Raw genomic sequence first — 12,597 nt, 5'->3', positions numbered from 1 at the left:
CATTGGCTTTTTATGCAATTCAAGGTCCATTGATTTACCTTTCGATAAAAATAACATTAGCATTCATTGAAAATCATACTATTTCAAACCTTGTTTGTTTCTCTGTTACAACCTTGCTGGCTTGGTTTTTAATAAAAATCATCAGCTATAATAAACCAGCGAGAGTCGTCTTATTTGGTAGGTAGATTTATAATTCATTAAGTAAATGCCGGGCGGTTAAGCCCGGCGCTCCTATGCTGGCAATCCGGGCCACTCAATATCCGGCACCTTTGATGTATCAATACGCATCAAAGCAACTCGGTATTTACGCCACGCCGCAAGCGCTGCTATCTCTTTATCGCTGGCGTTCCCGTCATCAACGGCATCTTGTCGCCATTCAATCTCTGAATCGGCAATAGCTTTTAACTGGCTCTTTTTGGCATTAGCCCTAGCAACTAATTCTTCATGTGTTGGTGGTGGTAAATCCACCCACGCAGGTCGGCCATCAATGGCACCAAGCATTTTCCCATCAGGTGGATTTACACCCTTATAAGTTTCGGTTTCTTCCACTGTCAGCTCGACGACATCAGAGGGTAGCGAGTCATCATACGAGCCATCAGTTATTAAATGTTCACTGTAAAAACCCGCTGTTGCGGCGCAAAAATAGACATTATTCATCTTAATATCCTATCGCTATAAAGGTTTGGGATGTTGTGTACGATAGTCCTGCCGCTGCTCTAAAGCTCGTTAATGTAAAGTCTGTAACGCGCGCGTTAGCTTCAGCGCTTGCAGAAAGCGAACCGTAGTACATAGTGGAAACCACATTAAGCAATTGATGTGGCATGGCGGTTGGCAGTGTGACCGTTTGAAATGCGTTCGCCGGAAAATTATTGATTTTCATCCATTGGATTATTAATCCGCCTGGCACATCAGGTATGCGAATATAGTCATTTTCAGAGAAAGTTCTCTTACCGAAAACACTCATTAACCCAACCAGCGAAACCAGCTTATCCGCTGTGCCCACCTGCATTTCCGCATTTGTAGCAACATCAGTTCCCGATGCTGGGATTTTGTTTGCTGATGTTCTGATCTCTCTTGCTGTATATGTCCGAGAGCCGGGGTAACCGCCCAACCGTACATACCAAGCCCTAAAGTTTGAGCTGCTTACAGTGCTAGGTTTTATCTCAAGCCCAATCTGGGTTCCAGTTACATAATCAACTTTTATGCTAATAGCTAATCCTGCGGGGTAACTAATTTCAGTTGGAACATTTAGCCAATTTGTAGAAGAGGCTATGTAATTCGCACCGGATGTAAATACAAATGTTTGAAAATCAAAATTATCTATCCCAGTCATGCTTGGCAAGCCAATGCCCATCCCCGTCAGACCAATATTAGTGAGGGTCTGTTCAACCGCAGCCGGGCCAGCGTCTTTAATTTCAGAAAGGTTGTTAGTCTTCTTTAGAAAATTAGCCCCCCCATTTGCGATGATGGTGTTAATAGCGGCTAATAACTGCGCACGGTTGTTTTTATTCAGCGGCGCGCCAGTGCTTTCGATAACTCCAGCTATCTCTTCTTGAATGGCATCAAAGTAATCATCATCCAAAGCGGTAGAAGGTACACCGGTTTGTGGATTGCCACGGGTAAAGCCGTTCTTACCTGCGCCAAATTTATCAACCTGAGCGGAGGGAGTGTCAATACGATGCATAAAGGGTTACTCCGGGTATAAGAAAGTTACGTAGGTGTGTGATGGGCAGAGTTTATTAATGACGCACTCAGCCGTGGTATCACCCCACGTTCTCAGGCTATCGGTACACAGCGAGACGCAGGTCATATCGGTGATTTGCGTGGCGGTCGGCATGTTGACCTGCCACCAGTACCGCCACTCTTCTGAATAAAGCGAATCAATACAGGCCGAGGTGCAACGAAAAACATCACTTTCAAACTGGGTGATAGTGGCATCTGGGTAGCCCAATGCCGCCAGTTGTGCCAGATAGAACGCTTTGTTAATCCCGCCTGTGATATTAATCTTTGCATCAAGCCGCTGCTGCCTCTGGGCCAAGGTCTGTACGCCTGCTGGCGCACAGGAATCAGGCAAGCCAGTGAGTTGCTCGTAGCGGTCGATCAGTTCGGTGGTACTGCGCGGGTCAATCTCCACCATCAGAGTGTCCCCGCGCTGATGTACGCGGGAATATGACGGAGCCAACCCCAACAGTAGGGGATCATCACCCTCCCATGCGGGGCCGCGTGGCAGAAGATTTGTTAGTAGCTGGGCATAGCCATCTGTTAGGTCCACGTAAAATCTCCCACAATGGGCAGCTCAGTGGCGGCCAGCGGTATATCATCGGTCGGGCTGACCAGAACGTGCCTATATTCCCCGGTGGCAATACTGATGGCCTCGCTAATACGCGAATGATCCAATGTTGCACCGGGGACACCATCACGCATGAACATGGCGCGCAACTCCGCTATAACCGCATAGCGAACTTCCGGCGTATCTGGTGTGAGTCGAATATGGAACGGCACCACTTTGGCAACCGGCGGAAAGGTGTAGAGACTGGCTCCGGCCACTGGAGCCAATGGTAAAATGTGCTCGCGCGTAGCCGTTACCACTGCATTATCCGGTATTGGATTTTCCAGATTGCTGTTGGCTACCATAACGCCAACAGTACCGGCCCCCATCCAGTGGCGATAAGTCCATGCGCGGGTAACGCCAGGCACTTCTTTAGCCCAGATAATATAGTCAGGATCAGCACCACCCTGCGGGGTGTAATACCACCGCTCAATGACTCGCGCGCGCCACTCTTCTACCGGCTCAATATCAGTACCACCTTCAATGCTGTCAGCCGCTGCGGACGATGGCAGGCCGTTAATGGGTTGAGTCAGTACCATACCAATACCATCATCGGTATTTCCCAAAGTGCCAGCGACCGAACAAATCACCGGCACCCGCAGAACACCCGCAACAGATGTCGCCGCTGCCGTGGTGGTGTACTCCTGCAAATCATCACGTTGAATTACTCTGCCGGCAGGCACTTCAATGCCGTTGGTGACGCCCTCCCAGCGCACAAAACCTGTCGCCGTTGAGGGTTCTTTGCGTGGGCAGCGTTTCATATTGCCGTGTCGCGCTAGCCAATCCTCATCACACAGATCCGGTAACAGGTTGCGGGCCAGATAGTCAATATAGCCATAAACGGTATGCACCGCCGCCGCATGCACCCGGCTGTAAACCTCGGTATCGGTACGGCGAAGAACGGCATCAGTTTGGAATCGAGAATTAAGGTCACTGCGGATTTGGGTAATGAGTTGGGGAAGTGTCGGGCGGTTAAATCCGCTGTCAGCCATTTCGTGCACTCCATAAATCATCGAAGGTAATTAACTGAGAACTGCCATCGTTACGGTACAGCGTTATTTCAGCAGTCAGTATTTCGGTACCGCGCCGCTGCACGTTGATGGTTATTCGTGAAACTACGCCGTCGTCTTTTAGCCAGGCCAATGCCTGCTCCAGATAACCTCGCGCCAGCTCAACTGTTTTACTGGTCAGTGTGGTGCGTTGGAGTAAGTACAAACGGGATCCAATACGGTCATTTTGTATGGTGGGATAGCTATCACCCCACCACCCCATGGGCTGCTCCGAATCATCATCGGGATCAGCGCGGCGCCAGGTAAAAAGAAAAATAATCACCGCGCGGGTTAGGCTATCCGTTGGGGTGGAAACTGATTGTTGTTGGCCGTTCACCATCAGGATCATGGGTTACTCCATCTTCTGGTTAGGCTTGTCAGTATTCGGTTCGCCATGTGGGTGATCGTGCGAATTGAACTGCTCACGCATAGTCGCTATGGTGCTGGTTTTATCTTTAATATCAGCAGCAGACTCAATGTTACCGACGGCTTTAATCTCACCGGTAGCTTCAATGAGCGGCGTGTTGAATACTGCTTTTTCTTCGGCGTTAACAATAAACTGTTTGGTGTTCAGCTCTATTTTGTTGCCGCGCTTGAGAATAATGCTGTCCCCTTCGTCGCTATAAATGGCAACCTCCCCATCCTTTAACCCTTTAATCCGGTACCGACGATCAGCAACCACCAACACCACGCCGTGAGAACGGTCACCATCTGGAAAAGCGGCAAACGCTTCCGCGCCAGTATGTGCGGCGCTGGTGAAACCATAAGGCTCCAGATGTTCGATGTTGTCTTTTAACTCATCCGCTATCATCTGGATTTGCAGCATCTGGTTTTTACTGCTGGAGTCCAGGCGGCGCACTACCGCGCGCACCAACATATTGGATATCCCGCGCTGCAAACCCGCGAATAATCTACTCATTAGAATTCGTCCTCTTCGGCTTTCTTGCGTCGTTTGTTGGGGTTGGGAGGTTTTGGTAGATAGGCATCAGGTGGGCCGATCCGCAACTGGGTAATTGTTCCCTGCTCGTTTTTGCTGTAAGTCACCTCCGCTATCAACATTTCGCGGTTGTTAAACCCCAGTACCGGATCAAACACCGTGACCAGTTGATTGGGTGACCACAAATCGCCGTTACCCTGTCGCCAACCTTGCACTGTGTAAGTCACTTCATCGGTACGCGCCGCCCGCCGTAGCATTTCAAACTGACTGCGTTCAATCACCGTGGTGCCAGTAGCATTACCGCTCTGCTTGATAACCATGGGACGATAGCGACTTACCCCACCGTCTACCGTTTTAGCCCGGATCGCATTAGTCGTTGCCGCGCCGAAATCGTCATCATTCCCCGACCGCTGGCCAGCGACTACGTATTCAGAAAAACGGTCTTTAATGCTCTGTTCCGTGTCACAAGAAATGATGTTCTCACCCAGTACCAGCGCGGTAACCGTGCGCGAAGCACCCACCGGACCAATGACCAACGCACCGGCTGGATTGTCATAGGCCAGCACTTGCTGAATGCCCATCATTTTATCGAGCACATCCACCACAGTTTCGCCGTAATCAACCTGCAACCCCTGCATGGGCGTATTTTCGACGCCAGCATTAACTACGGACACACCAAATGGCGCGGCAAGCTGGGTTGCTATCTGGACAAAAGAGCGGCCGGTAAATTGGGTTATCAGTGCGGCGCAGTCGATCAAGTCTTCGGTTTTACTGCGACCGACAATGCCCACCGATACTGAGCGGGCGTCATAGCGTACCGGTGTGGCATCGATATAGCCGGTGACCACCAAGTCAGTGCCGATCAACACTGTGACCGGATCGCCCTTTTTCACTCGCGGCTGGAGGTGTCCAGCCTCTTCACTACCAGGCCATTGACGGGTGATCTCTACATTAAAGTCGCGGGCCAATCTCTCGATACCTGCTGAGATAGAGACAGAGGTCCACCCTACCCACTCGCGGCCATTTACCCGTAGCGTGACATCATTATTCATCGAATGGGTAGGGGATATTTCTAAAATGAAGTTCAGCGATATTTGGGACGATCATCTTCATATTGTGCAAGAAAAAACCGGTGTTAGGTTGGCAATTCCACTTAGTATCCGATGTGACGTATTAGGTTATTCACTTCAAGATGTTATTACGCGGTGTCGTGATTTAATCGTCAGCCCACATATATTGCATTACCACCACACAACATCAAAAGCTAAGCGTGGTGGCAAAGTATCAAGCTATGCAATCACTACGGGATTTTCTGTGGCAAGAGATAAAAGTGGGTTGCAATGGAAGGAAGGTACCCCGCCAACATTCCATGAACAGAGATCATTAGCAGAAAGATTATATCGAGAGCAAGGGGTAGATACTAAGACGTTACTCGGTCATAAAAATCAGGCAATGACAGATAAATACAATGATGATCGAGGTAAGGAATGGACTGTTTTAGCCGTTTAATTGTGGTTATTTTCTAGACTGTTTTGCAGTGGGGTTTTGCAGGAGTTTTGCAGGAGCGTTTAGGTGGGGTTTTAAAAATCACGGAAGCCGGAGCCTCCGTGAGATATTGCACTTATAGCGCAATTACATGTGATGAATAATGGCGTCGCCAAATTCACTACATTTCAACAGTTTAGCGCCATCCATCAGACGTTCGAAATCATAAGTCACGGTCTTGGCCTGAATTGCGCCTTCGGTGCCTTTGATAATCAGGTCTGCGGCTTCGAACCAACCCATGTGACGCAGCATCATTTCTGCGGACAGAATGATTGAGCCTGGGTTCACTTTATCCTGACCAGCATATTTTGGTGCAGTGCCGTGAGTGGCCTCAAACAAAGCACAATCATCACCAATGTTGGCTCCCGGAGCAATACCGATACCGCCAACCTGAGCAGCCAAGGCGTCAGAGATGTAATCACCATTCAGGTTCATACAGGCGATAACATCATATTCAGCAGGACGCAGCAGAATTTGTTGCAGGAAGGCATCAGCAATCACATCTTTGATAATGATCTCTTTGCCATTATTCGGGTTCTTGATTTTAACCCAAGGACCGCCATCGATCAGCTCACCACCAAATTCCTCACGTGCTAACTGGTAACCCCAGTCTTTAAAGGCACCTTCGGTGAATTTCATAATGTTGCCTTTATGAACCAGAGTTACTGATTCACGATCGTTGGTAATTGCATACTCAATTGCCGCACGAACCAAGCGCTTAGTCCCTTCTTCTGAACAAGGTTTGATACCAATACCGCATTGTTCAGGGAAACGGATTTTCTTCACACCCATCTCTTCACGCAGGAACTTAATCACTTTTTCAGCTTCTGGTGAACCGGCTTTCCATTCGATTCCAGCATAGATATCTTCAGCATTTTCGCGGAAAATCACCATGTTGGTCAATTCAGGGTGTTTTACCGGGCTTGGGGTCCCTTCGTAATAACGCACCGGACGCAGGCACACATACAGATCAAGTTGTTGGCGCAAAGCAACGTTCAACGAACGAATACCGCCACCGACCGGGGTAGTCAATGGGCCTTTAATCGCCACGCGGTACTCACGAATCAGATCCAATGTTTCTTCTGGCAACCAAACATCTTTGCCATAAACATGCGTTGACTTCTCACCGGTGTAGATTTCCATCCAGGAGATTTTACGCTCACCTTTATAGGCTTTCTTAACCGCGGCATCTACCACGTGGATCATGGCAGGGGTCACATCAACGCCGATACCATCACCTTCAATAAATGGAATGATCGGATTATGCGGAACAACCAGTTTACCCTGAGCATCGACAGTAATTTTCTTACCTTCTGCCGGAACAACTACTTTGCTTTCCATCAACCTTCTCCTTCAGCGCAATTTTGTTAATGCCTTGTAAGATTCGTGTCAATACTACTTGAATATTCGTTCCACGCCAATCCGAAACGGATTGAGGTATAATGCGCTAATCATTCGGAATCGCAATAAACATGAATAAATTCTCTGTTAAAAATCACAAAGTTAACCGATTCAGCACCAAGACACCGGCCAAACGGGTAAAGCCTGTCGGCCCAAGGAGAGTGCTGTTATTCAACAAACCTTTCGATGTCTTGCCACAATTTACCGATGAGTCTGGCCGTAGCACATTGAAGGAATTTATCCCCTTTAACGACGTTTATGCCGCAGGCAGACTCGATCGCGACAGTGAAGGTTTACTGGTATTAACCAATGATGGCAAGTTGCAAGCCAAACTCACCCAACCAGGCGAGAAAACAGGTAAAATCTATTTTGTACAAGTAGAAGGAATACCTGGCGATGATGCTCTCGGCCAATTACGCCGTGGTGTCACCTTAAAAGATGGCCCTACCTTACCCGCAGGGGCTGAGTTGGTTAATGAACCTGAGTGGCTATGGCCGCGGGTGCCCCCGATCAGAGAGCGCAAAAATAGTCCCACCTGCTGGCTACAGATCACACTTTACGAAGGTCGTAATCGGCAAGTGCGCAGAATGACGGCCCATATTGGCTTCCCTACCCTGCGTCTGATACGGTTTAGTGTAGGAAATTTAAGCCTTGCCGACCTACAGCCCGGCGAATGGAAGGAGATTAACCATGTTTAAGCCCCATGTAACTGTCGCTTGTGTTGTGCACGCTCAAGGGAAATTCTTAGTTGTCGAAGAGACGATTAATGGCAAAAAACTATGGAATCAACCGGCTGGACATTTGGAAGCCGATGAAACTCTGTTGCAAGCCGCAGAGAGAGAGTTGTGGGAAGAGACCGGAATTCGCGCCACACCGCAATCGTTTCTGCGAATGCATCAATGGATAGCCCCGGACAAGACCCCATTTTTGCGCTTCGCTTTCGTTATTGAACTGCTGGCCCCCTTACCCACCCATCCTCATGATAGTGATATTGATTGCTGTCGGTGGCTCTTTGCTGATGAAATACTGCAATCAGCCAATTTACGTTCACCATTAGTGGCCGAGAGTATCCGCTGTTACCAACAACCCGAACGTTATTCCCTTGATCTGGTTGGTTCTTTTAACTGGCCTTTATAAAAGGTAGCGTTGATTTACTCAGGTAATTTCGTCGAGAGCGCGAATCTAGAATGCAGCCAAGCGGTCAACGTGATAAAATCCGGCGCTTGTTTTTATAATGCCTTGCCCGTGGCGATAAAGTGTTCGGATAGTGCTATCCGCCTTGGTCTCTATCAGAAGCTTAGGTATTTACGTTAGTGAGACTCCCATGTCAGATAATAGCCAGAAAAAAGTAATCGTCGGTATGTCCGGCGGTGTCGACTCTTCCGTTTCCGCCTACCTGCTTCAGCAACAAGGTTACCAAGTTGCCGGTTTGTTCATGAAGAATTGGGAAGAGGATGATGGCGAAGAGTATTGCTCAGCAGCGACCGATTTGGCCGATGCGCAAGCAGTATGCGACAAACTGGGCATGGAGTTGCACACCGTCAATTTTGCCGCAGAATATTGGGATAACGTGTTCGAATTGTTCCTGGAAGAATATAAAGCCGGGCGCACACCTAACCCTGATATTCTGTGTAATAAAGAGATCAAATTTAAAGCTTTCCTTGAGTTTGCCGCCGAAGACTTAGGGGCTGACTATATTGCCACTGGCCACTATGTTCGCCGCCAGGATGTCGATGGCAAAAGCCGTTTACTACGTGGTCTGGATGGCAATAAAGATCAAAGTTACTTCCTCTATACATTAAGCCACGACCAACTGGCCCAAAGCCTGTTCCCGGTCGGCGAACTGGAAAAACCCGAAGTGCGCCGTATCGCCGAGCAACTTGATCTGGTCACCGCCAAGAAAAAAGACTCCACCGGCATCTGCTTTATCGGTGAGCGCAAATTCCGTGATTTCCTGGGGCGTTATCTGCCCGCACAACCCGGCCCTATCATGACTGTTGACGGTCAGCATATGGGCGAGCATCAGGGGTTGATGTATCACACCTTGGGGCAACGTAAAGGGCTGGGTATCGGTGGCACCAAAGATGGCGGTGATGACCCATGGTATGTGGTAGATAAAGATGTCGCCAATAACATCTTGCTCGTGGCGCAAGGACATGAACATCCACGGTTAATGTCAGTCGGCCTGATAGCCCAACAGTTGCATTGGGTTGACCGTCAACCGATAACCGCCGCTTTTCAGTGTGTGGTGAAAACACGCTACCGTCAGCAGGATATTCCCTGCACCGTCACCCCGCTGGATGATGAGCGTATCGAGGTCAGATTCGATAGCCCGGTTGCCGCAGTAACACCGGGTCAGTCCGCTGTATTCTATCAAGGTGAAGTCTGCCTTGGCGGCGGTATCATTGAAGAGCGTTATCCACTGACTGACGTAGTAACAAACTAAATCAGCCCAGCAATGAACCAGAACGTTTACAGGAGTGACCGTGGCGAAGAATTATTATGACATTACGCTGGCACTGGCAGGGATCTGCCAGTCCGCTCGCTTGGTTCAGCAACTGGCTCATGAAGGCCAGTGCGATAATGAGGCATTGAACACCATCTTGGGCGGGCTACTACAGACCGACCCACCGTCAACACTTGCGGTGTACGGCGGTAATGAGCAATCGCTGAAAATGGGATTGGAGACGCTGCAAACGGTCTTAAATGCCAATCGTCAGGGGCCAGCAGCAGAATTGACCCGCTATACCCTCAGCTTAATGGTGTTAGAACGCAAGCTCAATGGCAATAAGCCTGCCATGAATACATTGGGTGACCGAATCAATCAGCTCGATCGCCAACTGGCACATTTCGATCTTGAATCAGAAACAATGATGAGTTCACTGGCATCCATTTATACTGATGTCATCAGCCCTCTCGGCCCACGCATTCAGGTTACCGGTTCACCCGCTATTTTACAAAGCACGCTGGTGCAGGCAAAAGTTCGTGCCGCCCTGCTGGCGGGAATTCGCTCAGCCGTGCTTTGGCAACAAGTCGGTGGAAGCCGCTTGCAGTTAATGTTTTCGCGAAATCGTCTTTTTAAACAGGCACAGAGTATTCTTGCTCATAATTGAACCATACCAAAGTAATTGGAGTTGCCACCGATGGAATTATCCTCACTGACCGCCGTTTCACCTATTGATGGTCGCTACGGCGACAAAGTCAGCGCACTGCGCCCAATCTTTAGCGAATTCGGTTTGCTGAAATTCCGCGTGCAGGTCGAAGTACGTTGGCTGCAAAAACTGGCCGCCTGCGCAGAGATCAAAGAAGTTCCGGCTTTTGATGCCGACGCAAACGCTTACCTTGATAAGATCGTGCAACAGTTCAACGAACAAGATGCACAGCGCATCAAAACCATTGAGCGCACGACCAATCATGATGTGAAAGCTGTTGAGTATTTCCTGAAAGAAAAAGTAGCGAGTGTTCCGGCATTGCACGCAGTGTCAGAATTTATTCACTTTGCTTGTACTTCAGAAGATATCAATAACTTATCCCACGCCTTAATGTTGCAAACCGCCCGTCAGGATGTGGTATTGCCAATGTGGCGGCAGATTATTGATTCAATTAAAGCGCTGGCCCACCAGTACCGTGATTTGCCACTGCTGTCCCGTACCCATGGTCAGCCAGCCACACCTTCAACCATCGGGAAAGAACTGGCTAACGTTGCTTACCGTATGGAGCGCCAGTTCCGTCAACTGTCACAAGTAGAAATTCTGGGTAAAATCAACGGTGCAGTAGGTAACTATAATGCTCACATCGTTGCTTATCCTGAAGTGGACTGGCATCAGTTCAGCGAAAGTTTTGTCACGTCGCTGGGGATCAACTGGAACCCATACACCACGCAAATTGAACCTCATGACTACATTGCCGAACTGTTTGATTGTGTTGCCCGTTTCAATACTATCCTGATCGATTTTGACCGTGATATTTGGGGTTACGTTGCCCTAAATCATTTCAAACAAAAAACTATCGCCGGTGAAATCGGTTCAAGCACCATGCCCCATAAAGTAAACCCCATTGATTTCGAAAACTCCGAAGGCAATTTGGGCATGTCCAATGCGGTGCTCGGACATCTGGCCAGTAAATTACCGGTTTCCCGCTGGCAGCGCGACCTGACTGACTCCACAGTGCTCCGTAATTTGGGTGTTGGTTTGGGCTATGCGTTGATAGCCTATCAGGCGACAATGAAAGGCATTAGCAAGTTGGAAGTCAACGAAGCGCACCTACTGGATGAGCTTGATCACAACTGGGAAGTTCTGGCTGAGCCGATCCAAACCGTAATGCGCCGTTATGGCATTGAAAAACCGTATGAAAAACTAAAAGAACTCACCCGTGGCAAGCGGGTAGATGCCGCAGGCATGCAGGCATTTATCGATGGCCTTGCCTTACCGGAAGAAGAAAAAACCCGGTTGAAAGCAATGACGCCCGCTAATTATATTGGCCGGGCAGCCACTATGGTCGATGAATTAAAGTAATTTTTTAATCCCTAATACAGGTGGTAGCCCTATGCCACCTGTATTATCCCCCTGATTTCTCTTATTTTCCCGCGTACTCTCCCCTGTTTAGCAACGGTTTAGCCGTTATCATCGATAATACCCGCGATGCCAAAAGGACGTTACAATTGCAGGAGCTATTATTATATGTTGAAGCAAACCTTATTATCTCTCGCCCTGATGGGCACCTGTACAGCCGCAATAGCGGGTGATTACACTTATGTTGCAGGTGGCCTGCAATATGGTGCCATCAGCAATAATGCCCGTTTTGATAAACAGTTTGACCAAAAAAAGTATAGCCAGACTGGTAATCGCGAGATGGGCGGCATTTATCTGAATGGTGGCTATGGATTTGATAATGATCTTTTTATTGATGCCCGCCTGAACAGTATTGCCAATAACGATCGCGGCCTTGCACAAGCAGTGCTCGGCTTGGGGTACCACTTTGCTTTTTCACCTAATATCGATTTTTATAGCTTAGTGGGTGGCAGCCGCCATGCGATGGTATTTGATGCCAGCAAAGACGGTAAAAAAACCAATACCTACAATAGCGCTACCGGTGAAATAGGTATTAAGAGCAAACTCACGCAAAGTATCGGTATGGATGTTGCTTATCGCCTGGCAAATTATGACCACCGGGCATTCCATGAAGCGCGAATTACGACGAGCTACGCCTTAACACAGAGCCTTGCAGCGGAAGTAGGTTACACCTACCATAACTGGAAAGTGAGTGATCAAGCAATGCAAGCAGGTTTACGTTATAACTTCTAAGTCGTTGGTTTTAATTGTTTACTTACCGGGTAA

At 48.7% G+C, this 12,597-nt stretch carries 15 protein-coding genes and 1 pseudogene; 8 read left to right on the top strand and 8 right to left on the bottom strand.

Going from position 1 to position 12,597, the window contains the following annotated elements:
• A partial coding sequence (locus tag V1952_RS04790) for a hypothetical protein (RefSeq protein ID WP_420074390.1) occupies window positions 1-185 on the top strand: 185 nt, incomplete at its 5' end.
• Window positions 186-231: 46 nt separating this feature from the next.
• Here the strand turns inward: V1952_RS04790 and V1952_RS04785 are convergent.
• Genes V1952_RS04785 through V1952_RS04755 form a run of 7 tightly spaced genes read right to left on the bottom strand, consistent with a single transcriptional unit; the run spans window position 232 to window position 5,367 of the window.
• On the bottom strand, window positions 232-657 hold the full coding sequence (locus V1952_RS04785) for a tail fiber assembly protein (protein ID WP_420074389.1): 426 nt from the start codon (window positions 655-657) through the stop codon (window positions 232-234).
• 1 nt (window position 658) lies between these two features.
• Window positions 659-1,684, bottom strand: coding sequence for a gp53-like domain-containing protein (locus V1952_RS04780; protein WP_420074388.1), 1,026 nt, complete (start codon window positions 1,682-1,684; stop codon window positions 659-661).
• A 6-nt stretch (window positions 1,685-1,690) separates the two neighbouring features.
• On the bottom strand, window positions 1,691-2,272 hold the full coding sequence (locus V1952_RS04775; protein ID WP_420074387.1) for a YmfQ family protein: 582 nt from the start codon (window positions 2,270-2,272) through the stop codon (window positions 1,691-1,693).
• The gene (locus tag V1952_RS04770) at window positions 2,263-3,321 is read right to left on the bottom strand and encodes a baseplate J/gp47 family protein (RefSeq protein WP_420074386.1); all 1,059 of its coding nucleotides are present in this window, start codon (window positions 3,319-3,321) and stop codon (window positions 2,263-2,265) included. Before V1952_RS04770 ends, V1952_RS04775 begins: the two co-directional genes overlap by 10 nt.
• Entirely contained in the window at window positions 3,314-3,727 is a 414-nt protein-coding gene (locus V1952_RS04765) for a phage GP46 family protein (protein WP_420074385.1), read from the bottom strand. The genes V1952_RS04770 and V1952_RS04765 overlap by 8 nt, the downstream gene beginning before the upstream one ends.
• 3 nt (window positions 3,728-3,730) lie before the next feature.
• Window positions 3,731-4,297, bottom strand: a complete 567-nt coding sequence (locus V1952_RS04760) for a phage baseplate assembly protein V (protein WP_420074384.1) — start codon at window positions 4,295-4,297, stop codon at window positions 3,731-3,733.
• Window positions 4,297-5,367, bottom strand: a complete 1,071-nt coding sequence (locus V1952_RS04755) for a phage baseplate assembly protein (protein ID WP_420074383.1) — start codon at window positions 5,365-5,367, stop codon at window positions 4,297-4,299. Before V1952_RS04755 ends, V1952_RS04760 begins: the two co-directional genes overlap by 1 nt.
• Window positions 5,368-5,374: 7 nt before the next feature.
• Between V1952_RS04755 and V1952_RS04750 the strand changes: the two are divergent.
• A pseudogene (locus tag V1952_RS04750) lies at window positions 5,375-5,824 on the top strand (tyrosine-type recombinase/integrase); the annotation flags it as partial.
• 123 nt (window positions 5,825-5,947) lie between these two features.
• Here V1952_RS04750 and icd read toward each other — a convergent pair.
• On the bottom strand, window positions 5,948-7,201 hold the full coding sequence (icd, locus tag V1952_RS04745; RefSeq protein ID WP_050310576.1) for an NADP-dependent isocitrate dehydrogenase: 1,254 nt from the start codon (window positions 7,199-7,201) through the stop codon (window positions 5,948-5,950).
• A 131-nt stretch (window positions 7,202-7,332) separates the two neighbouring features.
• Between icd and rluE the strand changes: the two genes are divergently transcribed.
• The 6 genes from rluE (at window position 7,333) to V1952_RS04715 (ending at window position 12,564) form a co-directional block, all read left to right on the top strand.
• Window positions 7,333-7,959, top strand: coding sequence for a 23S rRNA pseudouridine(2457) synthase RluE (gene rluE / locus V1952_RS04740; protein WP_372559244.1), 627 nt, complete (start codon window positions 7,333-7,335; stop codon window positions 7,957-7,959).
• Entirely contained in the window at window positions 7,952-8,398 is a 447-nt protein-coding gene (locus V1952_RS04735) for an NUDIX hydrolase (protein WP_372559245.1), read from the top strand. Before rluE ends, V1952_RS04735 begins: the two co-directional genes overlap by 8 nt.
• A 187-nt stretch (window positions 8,399-8,585) precedes the next feature.
• A complete protein-coding gene (gene mnmA / locus V1952_RS04730) occupies window positions 8,586-9,707 on the top strand; it encodes a tRNA 2-thiouridine(34) synthase MnmA (protein ID WP_372559246.1) in 1,122 nt (373 codons plus the stop codon).
• Between the two features lie 40 nt (window positions 9,708-9,747).
• On the top strand, window positions 9,748-10,374 hold the full coding sequence (hflD, locus tag V1952_RS04725; protein WP_083158551.1) for a high frequency lysogenization protein HflD: 627 nt from the start codon (window positions 9,748-9,750) through the stop codon (window positions 10,372-10,374).
• A gap of 30 nt (window positions 10,375-10,404) precedes the next feature.
• A complete protein-coding gene (purB, locus tag V1952_RS04720) occupies window positions 10,405-11,775 on the top strand; it encodes an adenylosuccinate lyase (protein ID WP_372559247.1) in 1,371 nt (456 codons plus the stop codon).
• A gap of 165 nt (window positions 11,776-11,940) precedes the next feature.
• The gene (locus tag V1952_RS04715; RefSeq protein WP_372559248.1) at window positions 11,941-12,564 is read left to right on the top strand and encodes a YPO1635 family putative outer membrane beta-barrel protein; all 624 of its coding nucleotides are present in this window, start codon (window positions 11,941-11,943) and stop codon (window positions 12,562-12,564) included.
• Window positions 12,565-12,597: the final 33 nt, after the last annotated feature.

The sequence above is a fragment of the Yersinia sp. 2542 StPb PI genome, from assembly GCF_048593855.1.
In the GTDB taxonomy this organism is placed as follows: domain Bacteria; phylum Pseudomonadota; class Gammaproteobacteria; order Enterobacterales; family Enterobacteriaceae; genus Yersinia; species Yersinia enterocolitica_E.
Note: the sequence above shows the minus strand (reverse complement) of the source record. Positions and strands in the feature narration are given on the sequence as shown.

Bases quoted from the DNA above. Each gene is read 5' to 3' on its own strand.
- V1952_RS04735 (WP_372559245.1), top strand. From the start codon at position 7,952: ATGTTTAAGCCCCATGTAACTGTCGCTTGTGTTGTGCACGCTCAAGGG.
- V1952_RS04770 (WP_420074386.1), bottom strand. From the start codon at position 3,321: ATGGCTGACAGCGGATTTAACCGCCCGACACTTCCCCAACTCATTACC.
- V1952_RS04755 (WP_420074383.1), bottom strand. From the start codon at position 5,367: ATGAATAATGATGTCACGCTACGGGTAAATGGCCGCGAGTGGGTAGGG.
- V1952_RS04715 (WP_372559248.1), top strand. From the start codon at position 11,941: ATGTTGAAGCAAACCTTATTATCTCTCGCCCTGATGGGCACCTGTACA.
- V1952_RS04765 (WP_420074385.1), bottom strand. From the start codon at position 3,727: ATGATCCTGATGGTGAACGGCCAACAACAATCAGTTTCCACCCCAACG.
- icd (WP_050310576.1), bottom strand. From the start codon at position 7,201: ATGGAAAGCAAAGTAGTTGTTCCGGCAGAAGGTAAGAAAATTACTGTC.
- rluE (WP_372559244.1), top strand. From the start codon at position 7,333: ATGAATAAATTCTCTGTTAAAAATCACAAAGTTAACCGATTCAGCACC.
- V1952_RS04780 (WP_420074388.1), bottom strand. From the start codon at position 1,684: ATGCATCGTATTGACACTCCCTCCGCTCAGGTTGATAAATTTGGCGCA.
- mnmA (WP_372559246.1), top strand. From the start codon at position 8,586: ATGTCAGATAATAGCCAGAAAAAAGTAATCGTCGGTATGTCCGGCGGT.
- V1952_RS04760 (WP_420074384.1), bottom strand. From the start codon at position 4,297: ATGAGTAGATTATTCGCGGGTTTGCAGCGCGGGATATCCAATATGTTG.
- purB (WP_372559247.1), top strand. From the start codon at position 10,405: ATGGAATTATCCTCACTGACCGCCGTTTCACCTATTGATGGTCGCTAC.
- V1952_RS04785 (WP_420074389.1), bottom strand. From the start codon at position 657: ATGAATAATGTCTATTTTTGCGCCGCAACAGCGGGTTTTTACAGTGAA.